Annotated in this window: 18 protein-coding genes; 17 read left to right on the top strand and 1 reads right to left on the bottom strand. The window is 39.2% G+C overall.

Annotated features, from left to right (window positions below):
- Position 1: 1 nt before the first annotated feature.
- The 7 genes from ylqF (at position 2) to IV67_RS06225 (ending at position 5,560) form a co-directional block, all read left to right on the top strand.
- Positions 2 to 877 (top strand): ribosome biogenesis GTPase YlqF, encoded by an 876-nt coding sequence (ylqF, locus tag IV67_RS06255; protein ID WP_057788188.1) that lies wholly within the window; start codon positions 2 to 4, stop codon positions 875 to 877.
- Positions 867 to 1,628 carry a ribonuclease HII gene (locus IV67_RS06250; protein WP_057788186.1) on the top strand — a complete coding sequence of 254 codons (762 nt, stop codon included), beginning with the start codon at positions 867 to 869 and terminating at the stop codon, positions 1,626 to 1,628. Before ylqF ends, IV67_RS06250 begins: the two co-directional genes overlap by 11 nt.
- Before the next feature lie 47 nt (positions 1,629 to 1,675).
- Complete coding sequence (gene dprA, locus IV67_RS06245; RefSeq protein WP_057788184.1) at positions 1,676 to 2,521, top strand: DNA-processing protein DprA; 846 nt, start codon at positions 1,676 to 1,678, stop codon at positions 2,519 to 2,521.
- 81 nt (positions 2,522 to 2,602) lie between these two features.
- Entirely contained in the window at positions 2,603 to 3,028 is a 426-nt protein-coding gene (locus IV67_RS06240) for a phosphate-starvation-inducible PsiE family protein (protein ID WP_057788181.1), read from the top strand.
- A gap of 5 nt (positions 3,029 to 3,033) precedes the next feature.
- Entirely contained in the window at positions 3,034 to 3,591 is a 558-nt protein-coding gene (locus IV67_RS06235; protein ID WP_057788179.1) for a YdeI/OmpD-associated family protein, read from the top strand.
- A gap of 21 nt (positions 3,592 to 3,612) precedes the next feature.
- Positions 3,613 to 3,792 (top strand): hypothetical protein, encoded by a 180-nt coding sequence (locus IV67_RS06230; protein ID WP_057788177.1) that lies wholly within the window; start codon positions 3,613 to 3,615, stop codon positions 3,790 to 3,792.
- Positions 3,793 to 3,922: 130 nt separating this feature from the next.
- Positions 3,923 to 5,560 (top strand): phosphoenolpyruvate carboxykinase (ATP), encoded by a 1,638-nt coding sequence (locus IV67_RS06225; RefSeq protein ID WP_057788175.1) that lies wholly within the window; start codon positions 3,923 to 3,925, stop codon positions 5,558 to 5,560.
- Positions 5,561 to 5,592: 32 nt separating this feature from the next.
- Here IV67_RS06225 and IV67_RS06220 read toward each other — a convergent pair whose 3' ends face one another.
- Complete coding sequence (locus tag IV67_RS06220; RefSeq protein ID WP_057788173.1) at positions 5,593 to 6,069, bottom strand: GNAT family N-acetyltransferase; 477 nt, start codon at positions 6,067 to 6,069, stop codon at positions 5,593 to 5,595.
- Between the two features lie 55 nt (positions 6,070 to 6,124).
- Between IV67_RS06220 and IV67_RS06215 the strand changes: the two genes are divergently transcribed.
- The 10 genes from IV67_RS06215 (at position 6,125) to xerC (ending at position 13,436) form a co-directional block, all read left to right on the top strand.
- Positions 6,125 to 6,391 (top strand): hypothetical protein, encoded by a 267-nt coding sequence (locus tag IV67_RS06215; protein WP_057788171.1) that lies wholly within the window; start codon positions 6,125 to 6,127, stop codon positions 6,389 to 6,391.
- A gap of 32 nt (positions 6,392 to 6,423) precedes the next feature.
- The gene (locus IV67_RS06210; RefSeq protein ID WP_083486689.1) at positions 6,424 to 7,023 is read left to right on the top strand and encodes a sugar O-acetyltransferase; all 600 of its coding nucleotides are present in this window, start codon (positions 6,424 to 6,426) and stop codon (positions 7,021 to 7,023) included.
- Positions 7,024 to 7,062: 39 nt separating this feature from the next.
- A complete protein-coding gene (locus tag IV67_RS06205; RefSeq protein WP_057788169.1) occupies positions 7,063 to 7,512 on the top strand; it encodes a hypothetical protein in 450 nt (149 codons plus the stop codon).
- A gap of 29 nt (positions 7,513 to 7,541) precedes the next feature.
- Complete coding sequence (locus IV67_RS06200; RefSeq protein WP_057788167.1) at positions 7,542 to 7,898, top strand: PH domain-containing protein; 357 nt, start codon at positions 7,542 to 7,544, stop codon at positions 7,896 to 7,898.
- A gap of 39 nt (positions 7,899 to 7,937) precedes the next feature.
- Positions 7,938 to 8,468 (top strand): GNAT family N-acetyltransferase, encoded by a 531-nt coding sequence (locus IV67_RS06195; RefSeq protein WP_057788165.1) that lies wholly within the window; start codon positions 7,938 to 7,940, stop codon positions 8,466 to 8,468.
- A gap of 59 nt (positions 8,469 to 8,527) precedes the next feature.
- On the top strand, positions 8,528 to 9,379 hold the full coding sequence (locus IV67_RS06190; RefSeq protein ID WP_057788163.1) for a metallophosphoesterase family protein: 852 nt from the start codon (positions 8,528 to 8,530) through the stop codon (positions 9,377 to 9,379).
- Positions 9,380 to 9,445: 66 nt separating this feature from the next.
- Positions 9,446 to 9,700: a hypothetical protein gene (locus IV67_RS06185; protein ID WP_057788161.1), complete on the top strand. Its 255-nt coding sequence runs from the start codon at positions 9,446 to 9,448 to the stop codon at positions 9,698 to 9,700.
- A gap of 15 nt (positions 9,701 to 9,715) precedes the next feature.
- On the top strand, positions 9,716 to 10,051 hold the full coding sequence (locus IV67_RS06180; protein ID WP_057788160.1) for a bacteriocin immunity family protein: 336 nt from the start codon (positions 9,716 to 9,718) through the stop codon (positions 10,049 to 10,051).
- A 343-nt stretch (positions 10,052 to 10,394) separates the two neighbouring features.
- The gene (gene topA / locus IV67_RS06175; protein WP_057788159.1) at positions 10,395 to 12,512 is read left to right on the top strand and encodes a type I DNA topoisomerase; all 2,118 of its coding nucleotides are present in this window, start codon (positions 10,395 to 10,397) and stop codon (positions 12,510 to 12,512) included.
- Positions 12,513 to 12,524: 12 nt separating this feature from the next.
- Positions 12,525 to 13,436, top strand: a complete 912-nt coding sequence (gene xerC, locus IV67_RS06170) for a tyrosine recombinase XerC (protein ID WP_057788158.1) — start codon at positions 12,525 to 12,527, stop codon at positions 13,434 to 13,436.
- Positions 13,437 to 13,462 lie beyond the last annotated feature (26 nt).

Below are 13,462 nucleotides of genomic sequence, written 5' to 3'. Positions count from 1 at the left end.
CATGGCACAAATAATACAATGGTATCCAGGTCATATGGCTAAGGCTTTCCGTTTAATGCGGGAAAATATGAAGTATGTGGATATCGTGTTTGAATTAGTTGACGCACGAATTCCCGCATCATCGCGTAATCCAGAATTGGATGAAGTGTTGGGGCAAAAGCCGCGTCTATTGGTCTTAACTAAAACCGATTTGGCTGACCCAGCTCGAACAAAAGAATGGGTTAATCATTTTGAAAGCCAAGGCTTAGCAGTTGTTGCACTAGACACACGTGGACATAAAACCCCACAAATTATGACGAAGGCAGCCCGTGAAGTGTTAGCTGATAAGTGGGCTAATTTGGCGGATAAAGGGGTTAAAGATAAGGCGATTCGGGCATTGGTTGCCGGAATTCCAAACGTTGGAAAGTCAACTTTATTGAATCATTTGGTTATGAAAAATGTTGCCATTACCGGTGACCGACCTGGTGTGACGAAAAAGTTGCAATGGCTTAAGACGCCAACCAATCTTGAATTATTGGACACCCCTGGGGTACTATGGCCTAAATTTGAAGATAAGCGGGTTGGTGAACATCTTGCTATGACCGGTGCAATCAAAGATCAATTAATTAATAATGACGATGTTGCACTTGGCATGCTTAAATTCATGCGTGATTATAATCCGAAAGCAATTATCGAACGTTATCATTTGCCAGAAGATAGTTTTGATACAATGAGTGACGTTGATATTTTATTGTTGATTACGCAGAAACTTGGGTTTAAAGATGATTATGACCGTGCCGCCGAACGTATGTTGATTGATTTACGTCGTGGTAAGTTAGGACGCTATACGCTAGAAATGCCAAGTGATCGTATTGGAGAAATCGTGGATGAAGCCTAAACGCGCAACCATTTCTGAGATTAAAACGGCATTAGCTGAAAATCCAGCGAGCGTCTCACAATGGCAAGATGATGAGCGGGTTGGTGTTCAGAAATTACTTCAACAATTTGAGCGGAATCAAGCCAAATTAGCGGACCAACGGGACGCGTTTGACCAAAGGTTATCTTTTGAAAAAGCTGCTTGGTTAGACAATAAGCAGTTGGCCGGTGTTGATGAAGTCGGGCGGGGGCCTTTGGCCGGACCAGTTGTCGCAGGCGCCGTTGTGATTGATGACCATTTTGATTTAGTAGCAGTTCATGATTCAAAACAGTTATCAGCCAAAAAACGCATGCAATTAGATGCACAAATTAAGTCGGAAGTCGTGGACTATGCTTTTGGTGTGGTTGATGCCCAGATGATTGATGAAGTGAATATCTATGAGGCCAGTCGCATTGCCATGAAGCAAGCCATTGAGCAGTTACAAGTTCCAGTTGATGGGCTCTTGATTGATGCGATGACGGTTGATATGGATTTACCCCAAGAAAAATTAATTAAAGGGGATGACCGCAGTATTAGTATCGGTGCTGCGTCAATTCTAGCGAAAAATTATCGTGATGAGTTGATGGTTCAGTATGATCAGCAATATCCCGGATATGATTTTGCTAAAAATGCTGGTTATGGGACGAAGGCGCATTTAGCTGGATTAGAGGCGCTAGGACCTTGTCCAATTCATCGGATGACTTTTGCGCCCGTAAAAAATTATCATAAATAATGCAAAAACACGTTTTGTTGGCGTCTCTATTGAATCAGGAGGCGGTTATGCAACGTGTTTTTTTATTGTGGTTAATGTTAATTCCAGGATTAAATTGTAAACAAAGGTATCAAATTTGGCGATGGGCACTGGAGCAACAAGCATTTCAGTGTAATCTGGCATTTTTAAAGCTGTGTGCGTTTTCGGACAAAAAGCAAATGCGCATCGTCAATTGGTTTCAATCCGGGCAATGGATGCCAGAGTTACAGCAAATTAGTGCCTTGTCAGTGGTGATGATTATTGATTCAGACTATCCAGAAAACTTAAAACAAATTAGTGATCCCCCGTTAGTGCTTTTTTATCAAGGCAATCGAAACTTGTTAAAAACACCAATGCTAGGTGTGGTGGGGAGTCGAGAAATTTTACCGCAAACCAAGTCCTTATTACGCGCCTGGTTACCTGAGTGGGCAGCAGCATATACGATTGTCTCTGGAAATGCTAAAGGTGTTGACTGTTTGGTCCATCGAATTGTATTAGGATGTGCTGGTAAAACGGTTGCAGTCATTGGAACCGGTTTGAATCATAGTTATCCGGCTGAAAATTGCGCATTACAAGCCCATATTGGAACGCATGGCTTGATACTATCAGAATATTTGCCGTGGATGGGACCAAAAGCCTGGCATTTTCCAGAAAGAAATCGAATCATTGTGGGATTAACCAAGGATATTGTGATTTGTCAGGCTAAATGTAAGTCCGGTACGATGGTCACGGCAGCGATTGCCAATGACGAAAATCGAAATGTCTGGGTGATGCCAGGCGATGTTTTAAATCCAGCTTTTGCCGGAAATTATGCGCTGATTTATGAGGGGGCATTCGTTTTAACGGCACCTACAGATTTAATGCAAGGGACATAAAATTGCAGGAATTAAATTGTGTCTAAGATATAAATCCAGTATACTCAAATAAGAAATTCTAGAAGTGAAGTGGTGGGATGTATGTTAAAAAAGAAAGCAAAGTTGATTTCAAATTTTTCTGATTGGGTTATTATGGCCTTTATGTTGGTCCTTGGATTAGTGATTGCTGGTTATTTCTGTTTAGAAATTGTGGCTTTAGTAGAAGAACTCTTCCAGCATAGTTCCGGGCTAGAGTTTACGGATGTATCAGAGAGTATTTTGTCACTATTCTTATGTATTGAGTTTTTGGTGATTATTAAAGATTATTTCTCAAATAATGCTGAAATTAATTTTGAGGACTACTTGTATGTTGCGGTAACCGCAATTATTCGTGCAATTTTGGTCTACCATGATGATGCTCTTAAGATTTTGACATTGAGTGGTGCTATCTTAATTTTGATTATCGCAATTATTTTGTATAAGCGTTATCAAAATAGCCAGTTATCTGAGCCAGAAGAAGATAAATAAACTCTATGGAAATTGATCATTTATTAACAGTAACGACGCAGCGTGAATTGTTGGACTGGTTAGATCAAAACGCGACAACACAAACAGCCTGTTGGGTGATTGTGAGTGTCAAACCTGAGCCAGGGAAGCTGTTGTATCTTGACGCAGTTGAGGCAGCTTTATGTTACGGTTGGATTGATGGGATTAAAAAGAAAATTAGTCCTAACCAAACCGCGCAACGGTTATCACCACGGGCAAAACGTAGTTCGTGGACAGAACTAAACAAGGCCCGTGTGCGCCGCCTAGAACGATTAGGTTTAATGACGGATCAAGGTCGGGCTGTTTTACCAGATATGGATGTGACCCATTTCAAAATTGATGCCATTATTTTAGAGGCAATTCGGGCAAATGAGACACGAAAGCGTTATTTTGATGAATTACCAGATTTGTATAAGCGGATTAAAATTGATAATATCCAATCTGTGCAAGCAGATGTATATCAAAAACGATTGAATAAGTTTTTAAAGTCTTTAGATGCGCAGGAACAATATGGTCAATGGCATGATAATGGACGTCTATTATAGTAGCTGATTGAGGAGTTTAACATGTTACAAGTTTTGGAATTTGGCGTAACTGTTGTGGTTTTAATTGCCGTCATCATTTGGGGTGGGCATCAATTTTGGTCACAAACCAATCGATTTACGACTAAACAATTACTAGTCACTTTAATATTTGCAGCAATTGATATTGCCATCTTATTTTATTTGCTAGGTAAATGGTATTAGAAAAAAGCACTATCTTTGATGATAGTGCTTTTTAATTTATCTAAATCTAAAAATGTTTTTTTACATTTTTAAATAACTCCCGTATAATGAAGATGTTATGAAAACGCTTTCTTATAATTAGGAGGACCTTATGGCCACGATTGGAAATTTAGCAAATGCCAGTATCACAGAAAAGAATCAGCTTTTGAACAGTGTTAAGACAACTGTTGAGACAGCCTTCTACGGTAACAACGTGCAAGAAGTGCTTGATTTGCAAGATGCTTATGATCGCGCTAATCAGGCTCCAGGAACCATTGTCACAGATATGGGTGTGAAACATACGCAAGACTTGGGATTGCCTGATGATGCAAAAGTGTTGGTTTACAATAATGGAAAGATTGTTGGCCGAACGGCAGCTGCACGGGTGATTGCTGAGTATCCCGAAACAGATACTAAGCAGTATGAAGGGATTATCCGTGAAGCTATTTTTGATGGCCGAGCTGAAAAATTTCTAAAAACTGAAGTTTATGTGGGATTAGATGCTGATTTTATGATGAAGAGTCATCTGATGATACCTGAAGAATATGCCAATAGTTTGTATTCATATATGTTAAATTTTCAAGTTAAAGATGCCATTCATGATGCCATGTATCAAGCATCAAATAAATTTGATGAAAATGATATCTATATTTACGCTGACCCAAATTGGCAACATCCAGATTTTCCCAATGGATTGGCCTTTTTTGATCAAGCGCATAACGTTGCGATTATTTTAGGTTTGAGTTATTTTGGTGAGCTGAAAAAGGGGACATTGACATTAGCTTGGGCCACAGCGCATCGAAATAGATTTGTTTCTGCTCATGGCGGTATGAAACAATATCAATTAGCTGATAAGACGTATACGATGGCGGCGTTCGGGTTATCAGGATCAGGTAAATCAACCATTACTTTTGCGCCATCTAAAAGAGATGAGCAGATTGAAATCTTACATGATGATGCCTTTGTGATTAATAAAACTGATGCCTCAGCTACGGCGTTAGAACCGTCGTATTTTGATAAAACACAAGATTATGACTTAACCAAAAGCTCTGTGGACTATTTCTTAACCTGTCAAAATGTTGGTGTAACCTTAAATGAGTCAGGCGAAAAAGTCCCAGTATTGCGTGATATTCGTAATAGTAATGGGCGTGCCGTTAAATCACGATTTATGACTAAAAATCGGACCGATCATCTAGCTTCAGCATTAGATGCGGTTTACTGGATTATGAAGGACGATTCATTACCACCCGTGCTTAAAATTACGGACCCTGTCATTGCTGCGGCTTTTGGCGTAACGTTAGCAACAAAACGTTCAAGTGCTGAGAATATTGTCAATGGTGTTGATAAGAATAAATTAGTGATTGAGCCATTTGCTAATCCATTTAGAGTTTATCCATTGGGGGAGGATTATCAAGATTTTCGTACCCTTTTTGAAGAACTGGGGACAGCATGTTATGTCATTAATACAGGGTATTTTGGCAACAAGAAAGTAACGCCAGATGTAACACTTGATAGTATTGATGACATTATTCATCATGAAGCTAAATTTATTCCTTATGGTGGATTAGATGAATTGCTTTATTTAGAAATTCCGGGCTATGAGGTCGACTTTTCAGATACACACTATCGTGAGAAAGTGGTTGAACGTTTGCAGACTCGTTTAAACTTTATGGAGGCGCAAACGGAATATAATATATTGCCTGGTGAAGCCAAAGCAACAATGGCCCAACTCATTGATAAATTAGCATAATAAAAAGTCACGTCTTTTTAGGCGTGACTTTTTTATAGGCTTTTTCTTAAAAATATCAATGTCATATTGGATTGAAGCTGGATTTTCTTGTTTGGAATCCGCTCAAAGCCACACTTTTCGTATAAATGAACGAGTTTGGCTTCTTGTAAAATGGTATCGACTTCCAATTGTGTGATAGTTGGAAAAAAATCAGGCAAGGCGTTTAAAGTTGCTTGCGCAAAATGATGCCCCTCGTACTGTGGAAGTATCAGTAAAGGCGATATGCGTGTGATTTGCGCTGATTCGGTTTGAATGAGACCAATCAAGCCAACACGTTTTTGATTAATGTTAATAAAATAGTAATGATGCGTGTCAGTGTTAATTTTAGTTAAAATACTTTGTGGGGTTTCTTTAAAAGGATTGGTTGCATCGTCATGATATTTTTCATAAAGTCCTGCAAACGCACTATGATACATCCCTGTCATCGTCACGGTGTCATTGGCGGTAATTGGTTCTAGTTGAATACCCATATAAGTCCTCCCTTTTAACTGCTATAATAAGTATAAAGCAAGAGGAGATGATTTAATGTTTAAAAAAAGGCAAATTGTGCTAGATTTATTAGATCAATTGCTGAGCTTTGATTTAAATCCGGAGATACAATCTCAGGTCGTAATGACAAGAGATAAGGTTGCCAGAGGTAAAAATAGTCATTTTGAACTATTGGGACACTTATTACGGACGATTGATCGACTTCGTTTGAAAGGCATTTATCAGCCTTCAACAGCTGAAATTAAAATTATTGATGAATTGAGACGAAAACAACAGTACAAAGTGGCCTGGTTTGGTTATTAAGACAATTGCTACTAGGATTAAGGAGATTAACTATGAACCTAGCGGAACAATGCCAACATATGCTCACGGGAGCCATGTATGATGATTTGACACCAGAATTAGTGACAGCACGTGAACAAACAGTTTTGTTAACGAATAAATATAATGCAACATTTGGTCAAACTGAGGTAAAGCGAACTGAAGTGTTGGGCGAACTATTGCACTCGATTGGTGAGGGGGTCTTTTTTGAACCAACTTTCCGCTGTGAATTTGGATTTAATATCACAATTGGTAATAATTTCTATGCTAATTTTGACTGTGTCATGCTTGATGGTGGAGGTATTGAAATTGGAGACAATGTACTTTTTGGTCCAAAAGTGGGCATTTATACGTCAAATCATGCCCTAGATGCGCAAGAGCGTGTCAAAGGTGGTTGTTATGCTAAAAAGGTGACAATTGGTAATAATGTTTGGGTTGGTGCAGGCGTGCATATCAATCAAGGCGTGACGATTGGTGATAATACGGTCATTGGTTCTGGAAGCGTGATTACCAAGGATATTCCGGCTAATGTAATTGCAGCTGGAGTTCCTTGTCGGGTCATCCGTGAAATTACAGATGCTGATATGACCGGTTTTAAAAGTGAATTAAGCTAAAGTGATTTTTTTCAGTTACAGTTTGTAGAGGGGGTTCGCATGAAGTATCAGAAAACGATTTTAAGTGCAGTTGTAATAGGTGTTGTTTTAACTGGTGTTATTTTTGGTGTTAACCAGCTACACGAGCAAAAATTAAAGGAGCGCACTGCAATCGCAAGCTCAGTGCAACAAACGCAAATTGATCAATTAAGTTCGAAAGATCAAGAACGCCTCATTAAGTGTTGGGTGCGTGAAAATGCTGAAAAAGGATATGATAAGGTGGGCCATCAGCTACCACCGGCGAGTGTTGCTTTAAATAAAATGTCAGTGAACAAGACGGATAAACAGACTTGGCAAGTCACCTCTGATTTGTTCGAGGGTAAGGATAAAACCTATGTGGTCACGCGTTCAGGGCAGCAGTGGGAAATGAAACAGGCTCAGGATAAAAAGGATCCGACGACCATTTCAGATCAAGATTTATATAGTCGCTATAAAGATCAAATTAAATAACGTTTGGTTGGGATAAAGGGAGATTGAAGATGTTAAATCTGATTCAGATAGCAACCGATACACTAATTGTGACACCAACTGGCTTGACTAAGATTGCGGCTTTAAAGCAGGAAATTAAAGTGCCCCTTAACCATGTACGGTCAATCAGCATGGGAGATCCGGATATTTTAAATGAAGCAAAAGGCTTGAGAGCGCCAGGAACTCGCATTCCAGGTTATTGGGCAGGGGATTTTGTGAAAAATAATCAGGTGACTTTTTTTAATGCCAAGCAAGCCACACCGTTGATTGTGATTGAGTTAGAACATGAGCGATATCAGCGTTTAGTATTGTCAGTAGATGACGCTGAGAATGTGATAGCAGAATTTGAGACGGTTGTTAACGCATAACAGCTGACCTAAACTAAAATAACCTAATGGAAGTGAAAAATGAAATTTATTGATTATAATACTGAAAATGCAGCATATTGGGATCAAGTCTATGTGGATGCTTTCCCAGAGACAGAACGCTTTGCGATGAATTTTTTGTTAAATCAGCAAGCAACGCATAGCAATATTCATCTCTCAATTATTGAACGTGATGATGAATATGTCGGCATCTGTTTACATGTGGGCATTGATACTGGTAAAGCATTTATTTTATATTTGGCCATTGATGCTAAAATGCGTGGAAAAAATGTTGGTAGTGAAGTCTTGCAACATTTGAAAAAAATGTATCCAAACGGTTATATTTTGGAAAGCGAGCAAACTGGTCTTGACGCAGCTAATGAAGAACAGCGTGTTAAACGGGTTCAATTCTATGAACGGAATGGGTTAATGGACTCACGTTATTTATCACATAATCAATCTGGTTCATTTCATGTGATGCGTTCCAATGACCAAGTCACGATGGAGGATTATCTAACGGGTATTAGTGACTTAGGTATTGAATCCGCAGTCGATAATCGTTTGTTAATTTAGCGTCGATTGACATTTGAGCTGATGAAGCTCTTTTTTTTAAGAAAGCGTAGAGGTGACTCATGACTAAAATTGCTGTTCTTTCGGATGTTCACGGAAATCTAACGGCCTTAGAAGCGGTCGTTGCAGATATTCAACAGCAGCCTATCGATGAAAGTTGGTTCCTGGGTGATTTGGTACTGCCTGGTTATGGTGGAAATCACTTGTTCGAACTTTTAAAACAAATTAATACCACTGTGTATCTACGTGGCAACTGGGATGAAATTTTTCTAGATGTGTTGGATAATCCCCAAGCGGTTGACTTGAATGATCCGGAAGATGTATATTTCGGAATCCTTGCCAAATATTTATTTGAAGAACTGGATGAGCAATATTTAACACAAATGCGCGAAGCGCCAATTGCCACGACAGTGCAAATTAATGGCCTTCAGATTGGATTGTCGCATAATACGTCAATGCAGAATTATGGTCGCAACTTGGTATCAGATGCGGATACGACTAATTTAGATCAGCTATTCAATGACCAGGCGCTGGATGTGGCAATTTATGGACATATTCATCATCAGCTGATGCGTTACAGTCATGCGGATCAATTAATTTTCAATCCTGGATCTGTGGGTTCTCCTTATTATAATTATGCTGCATTTCAACATGATCGACGTGCGCAATATATGATATTAGATATTGATGATGCAGGTATTGGCGATATGCAATTTAAAAAAATTGACTATGATTTACAAAAAGAGGCAGAAAGCGGTCAGTTTGTCGCAGCACCCTATGCTGATTTATATCAACGATTAATTTTAGACGATGTTAATCCGAGAGCTGATGTGAAAGCCCTGGCAAATTATAATCAAGGCCATCATTATCGACATGAATTGCAACAATTCATACAAACTCAGCATGAAAATTAACATATAACGCTTAAAAAGCGTATACTATAGGCAATCAAAAGAATGGTTCCGCTGGAGGGTCGCTTTATGAAGACATGGATTAATAATATTTTTTATGGATTGGGTGGATTAATTGTTATCTTGAGTTTGATTAATATGTTGCGGTCGCAACAATTTGATTTAACGCATTTGCAGACAGCAACCATGTTTTCGGGATTGTTATTTACGATTGCGGCCAATGATAGTCGGTTTAAGTTTTCGGAAAGTCAAATGAAGATTGTTGCAATGATCGGCATTATTTTACTAATCGTTGCCATTATTCTGGCTTTTTTGAACTTTTAAAGTGAGGTGTGCTAAATGTCAGGTAATAAAAAAGAACGTGAAGCGAGTGAAGTAAAATCCATTCTCTCTAATCTATACAATGACCTTTCTAAAGCTGAATATGAACAGCGTTATCACGCGTTAAATCAAACTTTACTTGTAGATTATCAACGTATTGAAAAAGGATCCAATGTTGGCCACGTTGCGAATGATTTAGTGAAGCAACTAAATCATGAAGTTTTGACGAATTTACGTTTAAATGTTCAAAATCCGACTAGTCTGAAAACCGCATTGGAAACATTGAACAAGTACGTACCGCGTGATGAACGTGTGTTTAGTAATTATGCACAATCATTTCCAATTCGGTGGTAGTTGGTAAATAGATTTATAAAATAAATGATGGAAAAGTGCAATCTAACTTGCGCTTTTTTTGTATACATAGAAAGTAGACCATTTTATTTTCTGATTAGGCGCGTTAAAGGGTAACGGCGAACTGATTTGCAGAAAATGACTTATCTATGCTAATCTGATGAAATAATGTGAGTCATTTAACGCTAGGATGATTAGCCAAATTGTGTTGCAGATACTTGTTTATTTTATAATTTAGATTTAAAACATGCTTAGAATCAGAGTTATATGTAGGAAAAAATTCATTTTTGGTGTATAGTCTTAGCTGAATGAACACAATAAACTTGAGAAGAAAGCGAGCACGCACATGGTAGAAGCAACCAAAACCAAGAAAACAACCAAGCGTGCAACTACAAAAAAGACAACTAAACGTAAGAAGAACTTAGTCATTGTGGAGTCTCCATCAAAGGCCAAAACAATTGAAAAATATTTAGGTAGTAATTATAAAGTAGTTGCAAGTATAGGGCATATTCGTGACTTACCTAAGTCACAAATGGGTGTAGATATTGAAAATGATTACACGCCTAAATATATTAATATTCGTGGTAAAGGCGATATTATTAAAGGTCTTAAAAAAGAGGCCAAAGCAGCTAAGCATGTTTATCTCGCATCCGACCCGGACCGTGAAGGGGAAGCGATTGCGTGGCACTTGTCGAATATCTTAGATTTAGATATTGATGCTGGCGAAAATCGTGTGGTTTTTAATGAAATTACCAAAGATGCAGTTAAAGATGCCTTTAAGAGTCCACGTCAAATTGATATGAATCTAGTGGATGCGCAGCAAGCGCGACGTGTTTTAGATCGATTAGTCGGGTATTCAATTTCACCTATTTTGTGGAAGAAAGTAAAACCAGGACTTTCAGCTGGACGTGTGCAAACAATCGCACTTGGTCTAGTGATTGATCGTGAACACGAGATTCAACGTTTCCAACCAGAAGAATATTGGACATTAGAGACGCAATTTAAAAAGAATCGTTCTAAGTTTAAAGCAGACTTCTGGGGCTTGGCAGGCAAGAAAATGGATTTGCCTGACAATGATGCAGTCAAAGACATTGTGCAACGTTTGGATCAAGCTGGTGATTTTGAGGTTACAAAGGTTGAAGCTAAAGAGCGTCGCCGAAACCCACAGCCACCGTTTACCACATCGACAATGCAACAAGCAGCCAATAATCAGTTGAACTTCCGAGCTCGAAAGACAATGATGGCGGCGCAACAGCTTTATGAAGGAATCAATTTGGGTGGTAAGGAAGGGACCGTTGGATTAATTACGTATATGCGTACTGACTCAACGCGTATTTCAAGTACCGCTAAAAATGATACAGCGCATTTTATTCATGAAGAATATGGTGCGGAATATGCTGCGTCAAAGCCAGTTCAAGGTAAGCAACAAGAAGGGGCGCAAGATGCCCACGAAGCCGTACGACCAACATCAGTTTTCCGAACACCTGCTTCTGTGAAAGATAAATTAACGAATGACCAATTTAAGCTATACCAATTGATTTGGTCACGTTTTGTCGCGTCACAAATGACGCCAGAAGTCTTAGATACAATGGCGGTTACGATTGAACAAAATGATGTGCAATTCCGTGCCAATGGATCTAAAACGAAATTCCAAGGTTTTACCAAAGCTTACCCATCAGCGCGTGAAAAGGATAATAAATTACCCGAATTAGCTGAAGGTGATGTCGTTACCATGGAACAATTGTCACCAGATCAACACTTTACACAGCCACCAGCACGTTATACTGAAGCGGCATTAGTGAAGGCGCTAGAAGAAAACGGAGTTGGACGTCCGTCAACATATGCGGCAACGATTGAGACAATTCAAAAACGCGCTTATGTGAAGCGAGATGCAAAAAAGTTTGTCCCAACTGAAATTGGTGAACTTGTACAAGGGACGATGGATGAGTATTTCCCAGACATTACAGATGTAAAGTTTACCGCCCAGGTCGAAAATGAGCTGGATGAGGTTGAAGAAGGTGATAAGTATTGGGTTAAGGTTGTGGATGACTTTTATAAGCCATTTTCAACTGAACTTGAAAAAGCTGAAACCGAAATGGAAAAGATTGTGCTTAAAGACGAGTTGGCCGGTGAAAACTGTCCAGTTTGTGGGGCACCAATCCTAATTAAATTAGGACGTTACGGTAAGTTTAAAGCTTGTTCACGTTTCCCAGACTGTCGGTATACAGAAACCATTGTTGAGCAAATTGGTTTGCCATGTCCAAAGTGTAAAAATGGTCAAGTGGTCGAACGTAAAACGCGTCGTGGCCGTACATTTTATGGTTGTTCACGTTATCCAGATTGTGATTTCGTAACGTGGGATAAGCCAACTAAGGATACGTTGCCTGATGGTACGACACCAAAAAAGGATGAAGAACAAGCCGATAAGCAGGAAAAGCAAGAAAAACAAGCTGATGAAGCATAATGAGGTGTAAGCATGATTGATTATGTCGAGCGTTTTTTAGATTACCTAAGAGTGGAACGACAATATTCTGAGGATACACAAAAGGCTTACAAATCAGACTTACATGAATTTATTAAATTTTTAGGCGCAACGAATCCAGACGCGAAAACGGTTGATTTAACCGAGGTCACTAGTCTGGACGTTCGCGTCTTTTTGTCTTATTTGTATGAACGCGGTGATAGTTCGCGTACCATTGCACGAAAAGTGAGTTCGTTACGTTCATTCTATGAGTTTTTAGAACGTAATGAAGCTATCGAACAAAATCCATTTGCCGGTGTCCAGTTAAAGAAGGCAGGCCAACATTTACCACGCTACTTTTATGAAAAAGAAATCGCGCAATTATTTGAAACGGCCCAGCAGGATCATTCTGCTTTGGGGCAACGAAATCAATTAATTTTGGAGTTACTTTATGGGACGGGGATGCGTGTGTCAGAATTGGCGTCACTTGAATTAGGCATGATTGATCAACGCGCCAAAGTGATTACAGTGACCGGTAAAGGAAATAAGACACGGATTGTCCCATATGGACAATATGCGCAAAAAGCACTCGAACAATATTTGCAAGATGGGCGACGACAATTAATGAAAGCAGATAGTTTACCAAACCATCTATTATTTAATCATCAAGGGAAACCGCTGGCAGCTGGTGGCATTGAATATGCGTTAAAGCAGCTAGGAAAGGCCGCTGGATTGACTCAAAAGGTGACGGCCCATATGTTTAGGCATACTTTTGCGACTGATATGCTTAATAATGGTGCTGATTTACGATCTGTGCAGCAGTTGTTAGGGCATAGTAGCTTAAGTACGACCCAAATTTATACGCATGTCACAACGCAGAGCTTACAACAAAATTATCGTAAATTTTTCCCAAGGGCGAATGAATAATAAATTCGAGACCGGTTTCAATAATT

Origin of the sequence: Weissella minor, from assembly GCF_001437425.1 — a bacterium.
Taxonomy (GTDB): Bacteria; Bacillota; Bacilli; order Lactobacillales; family Lactobacillaceae; genus Weissella; species Weissella minor.
Note: the sequence above shows the minus strand (reverse complement) of the source record. Positions and strands in the feature narration are given on the sequence as shown.

Excerpts from the sequence above, each read along its gene's own strand:
- ylqF (WP_057788188.1), top strand. The coding sequence starts at position 2 with ATGGCACAAATAATACAATGGTATCCAGGTCATATGGCTAAGGCTTTC.
- IV67_RS06250 (WP_057788186.1), top strand. The coding sequence starts at position 867 with ATGAAGCCTAAACGCGCAACCATTTCTGAGATTAAAACGGCATTAGCT.
- dprA (WP_057788184.1), top strand. The coding sequence starts at position 1,676 with ATGCAACGTGTTTTTTTATTGTGGTTAATGTTAATTCCAGGATTAAAT.
- IV67_RS06240 (WP_057788181.1), top strand. The coding sequence starts at position 2,603 with ATGTTAAAAAAGAAAGCAAAGTTGATTTCAAATTTTTCTGATTGGGTT.
- IV67_RS06235 (WP_057788179.1), top strand. The coding sequence starts at position 3,034 with ATGGAAATTGATCATTTATTAACAGTAACGACGCAGCGTGAATTGTTG.
- IV67_RS06230 (WP_057788177.1), top strand. The coding sequence starts at position 3,613 with ATGTTACAAGTTTTGGAATTTGGCGTAACTGTTGTGGTTTTAATTGCC.
- IV67_RS06225 (WP_057788175.1), top strand. The coding sequence starts at position 3,923 with ATGGCCACGATTGGAAATTTAGCAAATGCCAGTATCACAGAAAAGAAT.
- IV67_RS06220 (WP_057788173.1), bottom strand. The coding sequence starts at position 6,069 with ATGGGTATTCAACTAGAACCAATTACCGCCAATGACACCGTGACGATG.
- IV67_RS06215 (WP_057788171.1), top strand. The coding sequence starts at position 6,125 with ATGTTTAAAAAAAGGCAAATTGTGCTAGATTTATTAGATCAATTGCTG.
- IV67_RS06210 (WP_083486689.1), top strand. The coding sequence starts at position 6,424 with ATGAACCTAGCGGAACAATGCCAACATATGCTCACGGGAGCCATGTAT.
- IV67_RS06205 (WP_057788169.1), top strand. The coding sequence starts at position 7,063 with ATGAAGTATCAGAAAACGATTTTAAGTGCAGTTGTAATAGGTGTTGTT.
- IV67_RS06200 (WP_057788167.1), top strand. The coding sequence starts at position 7,542 with ATGTTAAATCTGATTCAGATAGCAACCGATACACTAATTGTGACACCA.
- IV67_RS06195 (WP_057788165.1), top strand. The coding sequence starts at position 7,938 with ATGAAATTTATTGATTATAATACTGAAAATGCAGCATATTGGGATCAA.
- IV67_RS06190 (WP_057788163.1), top strand. The coding sequence starts at position 8,528 with ATGACTAAAATTGCTGTTCTTTCGGATGTTCACGGAAATCTAACGGCC.
- IV67_RS06185 (WP_057788161.1), top strand. The coding sequence starts at position 9,446 with ATGAAGACATGGATTAATAATATTTTTTATGGATTGGGTGGATTAATT.
- IV67_RS06180 (WP_057788160.1), top strand. The coding sequence starts at position 9,716 with ATGTCAGGTAATAAAAAAGAACGTGAAGCGAGTGAAGTAAAATCCATT.
- topA (WP_057788159.1), top strand. The coding sequence starts at position 10,395 with ATGGTAGAAGCAACCAAAACCAAGAAAACAACCAAGCGTGCAACTACA.
- xerC (WP_057788158.1), top strand. The coding sequence starts at position 12,525 with ATGATTGATTATGTCGAGCGTTTTTTAGATTACCTAAGAGTGGAACGA.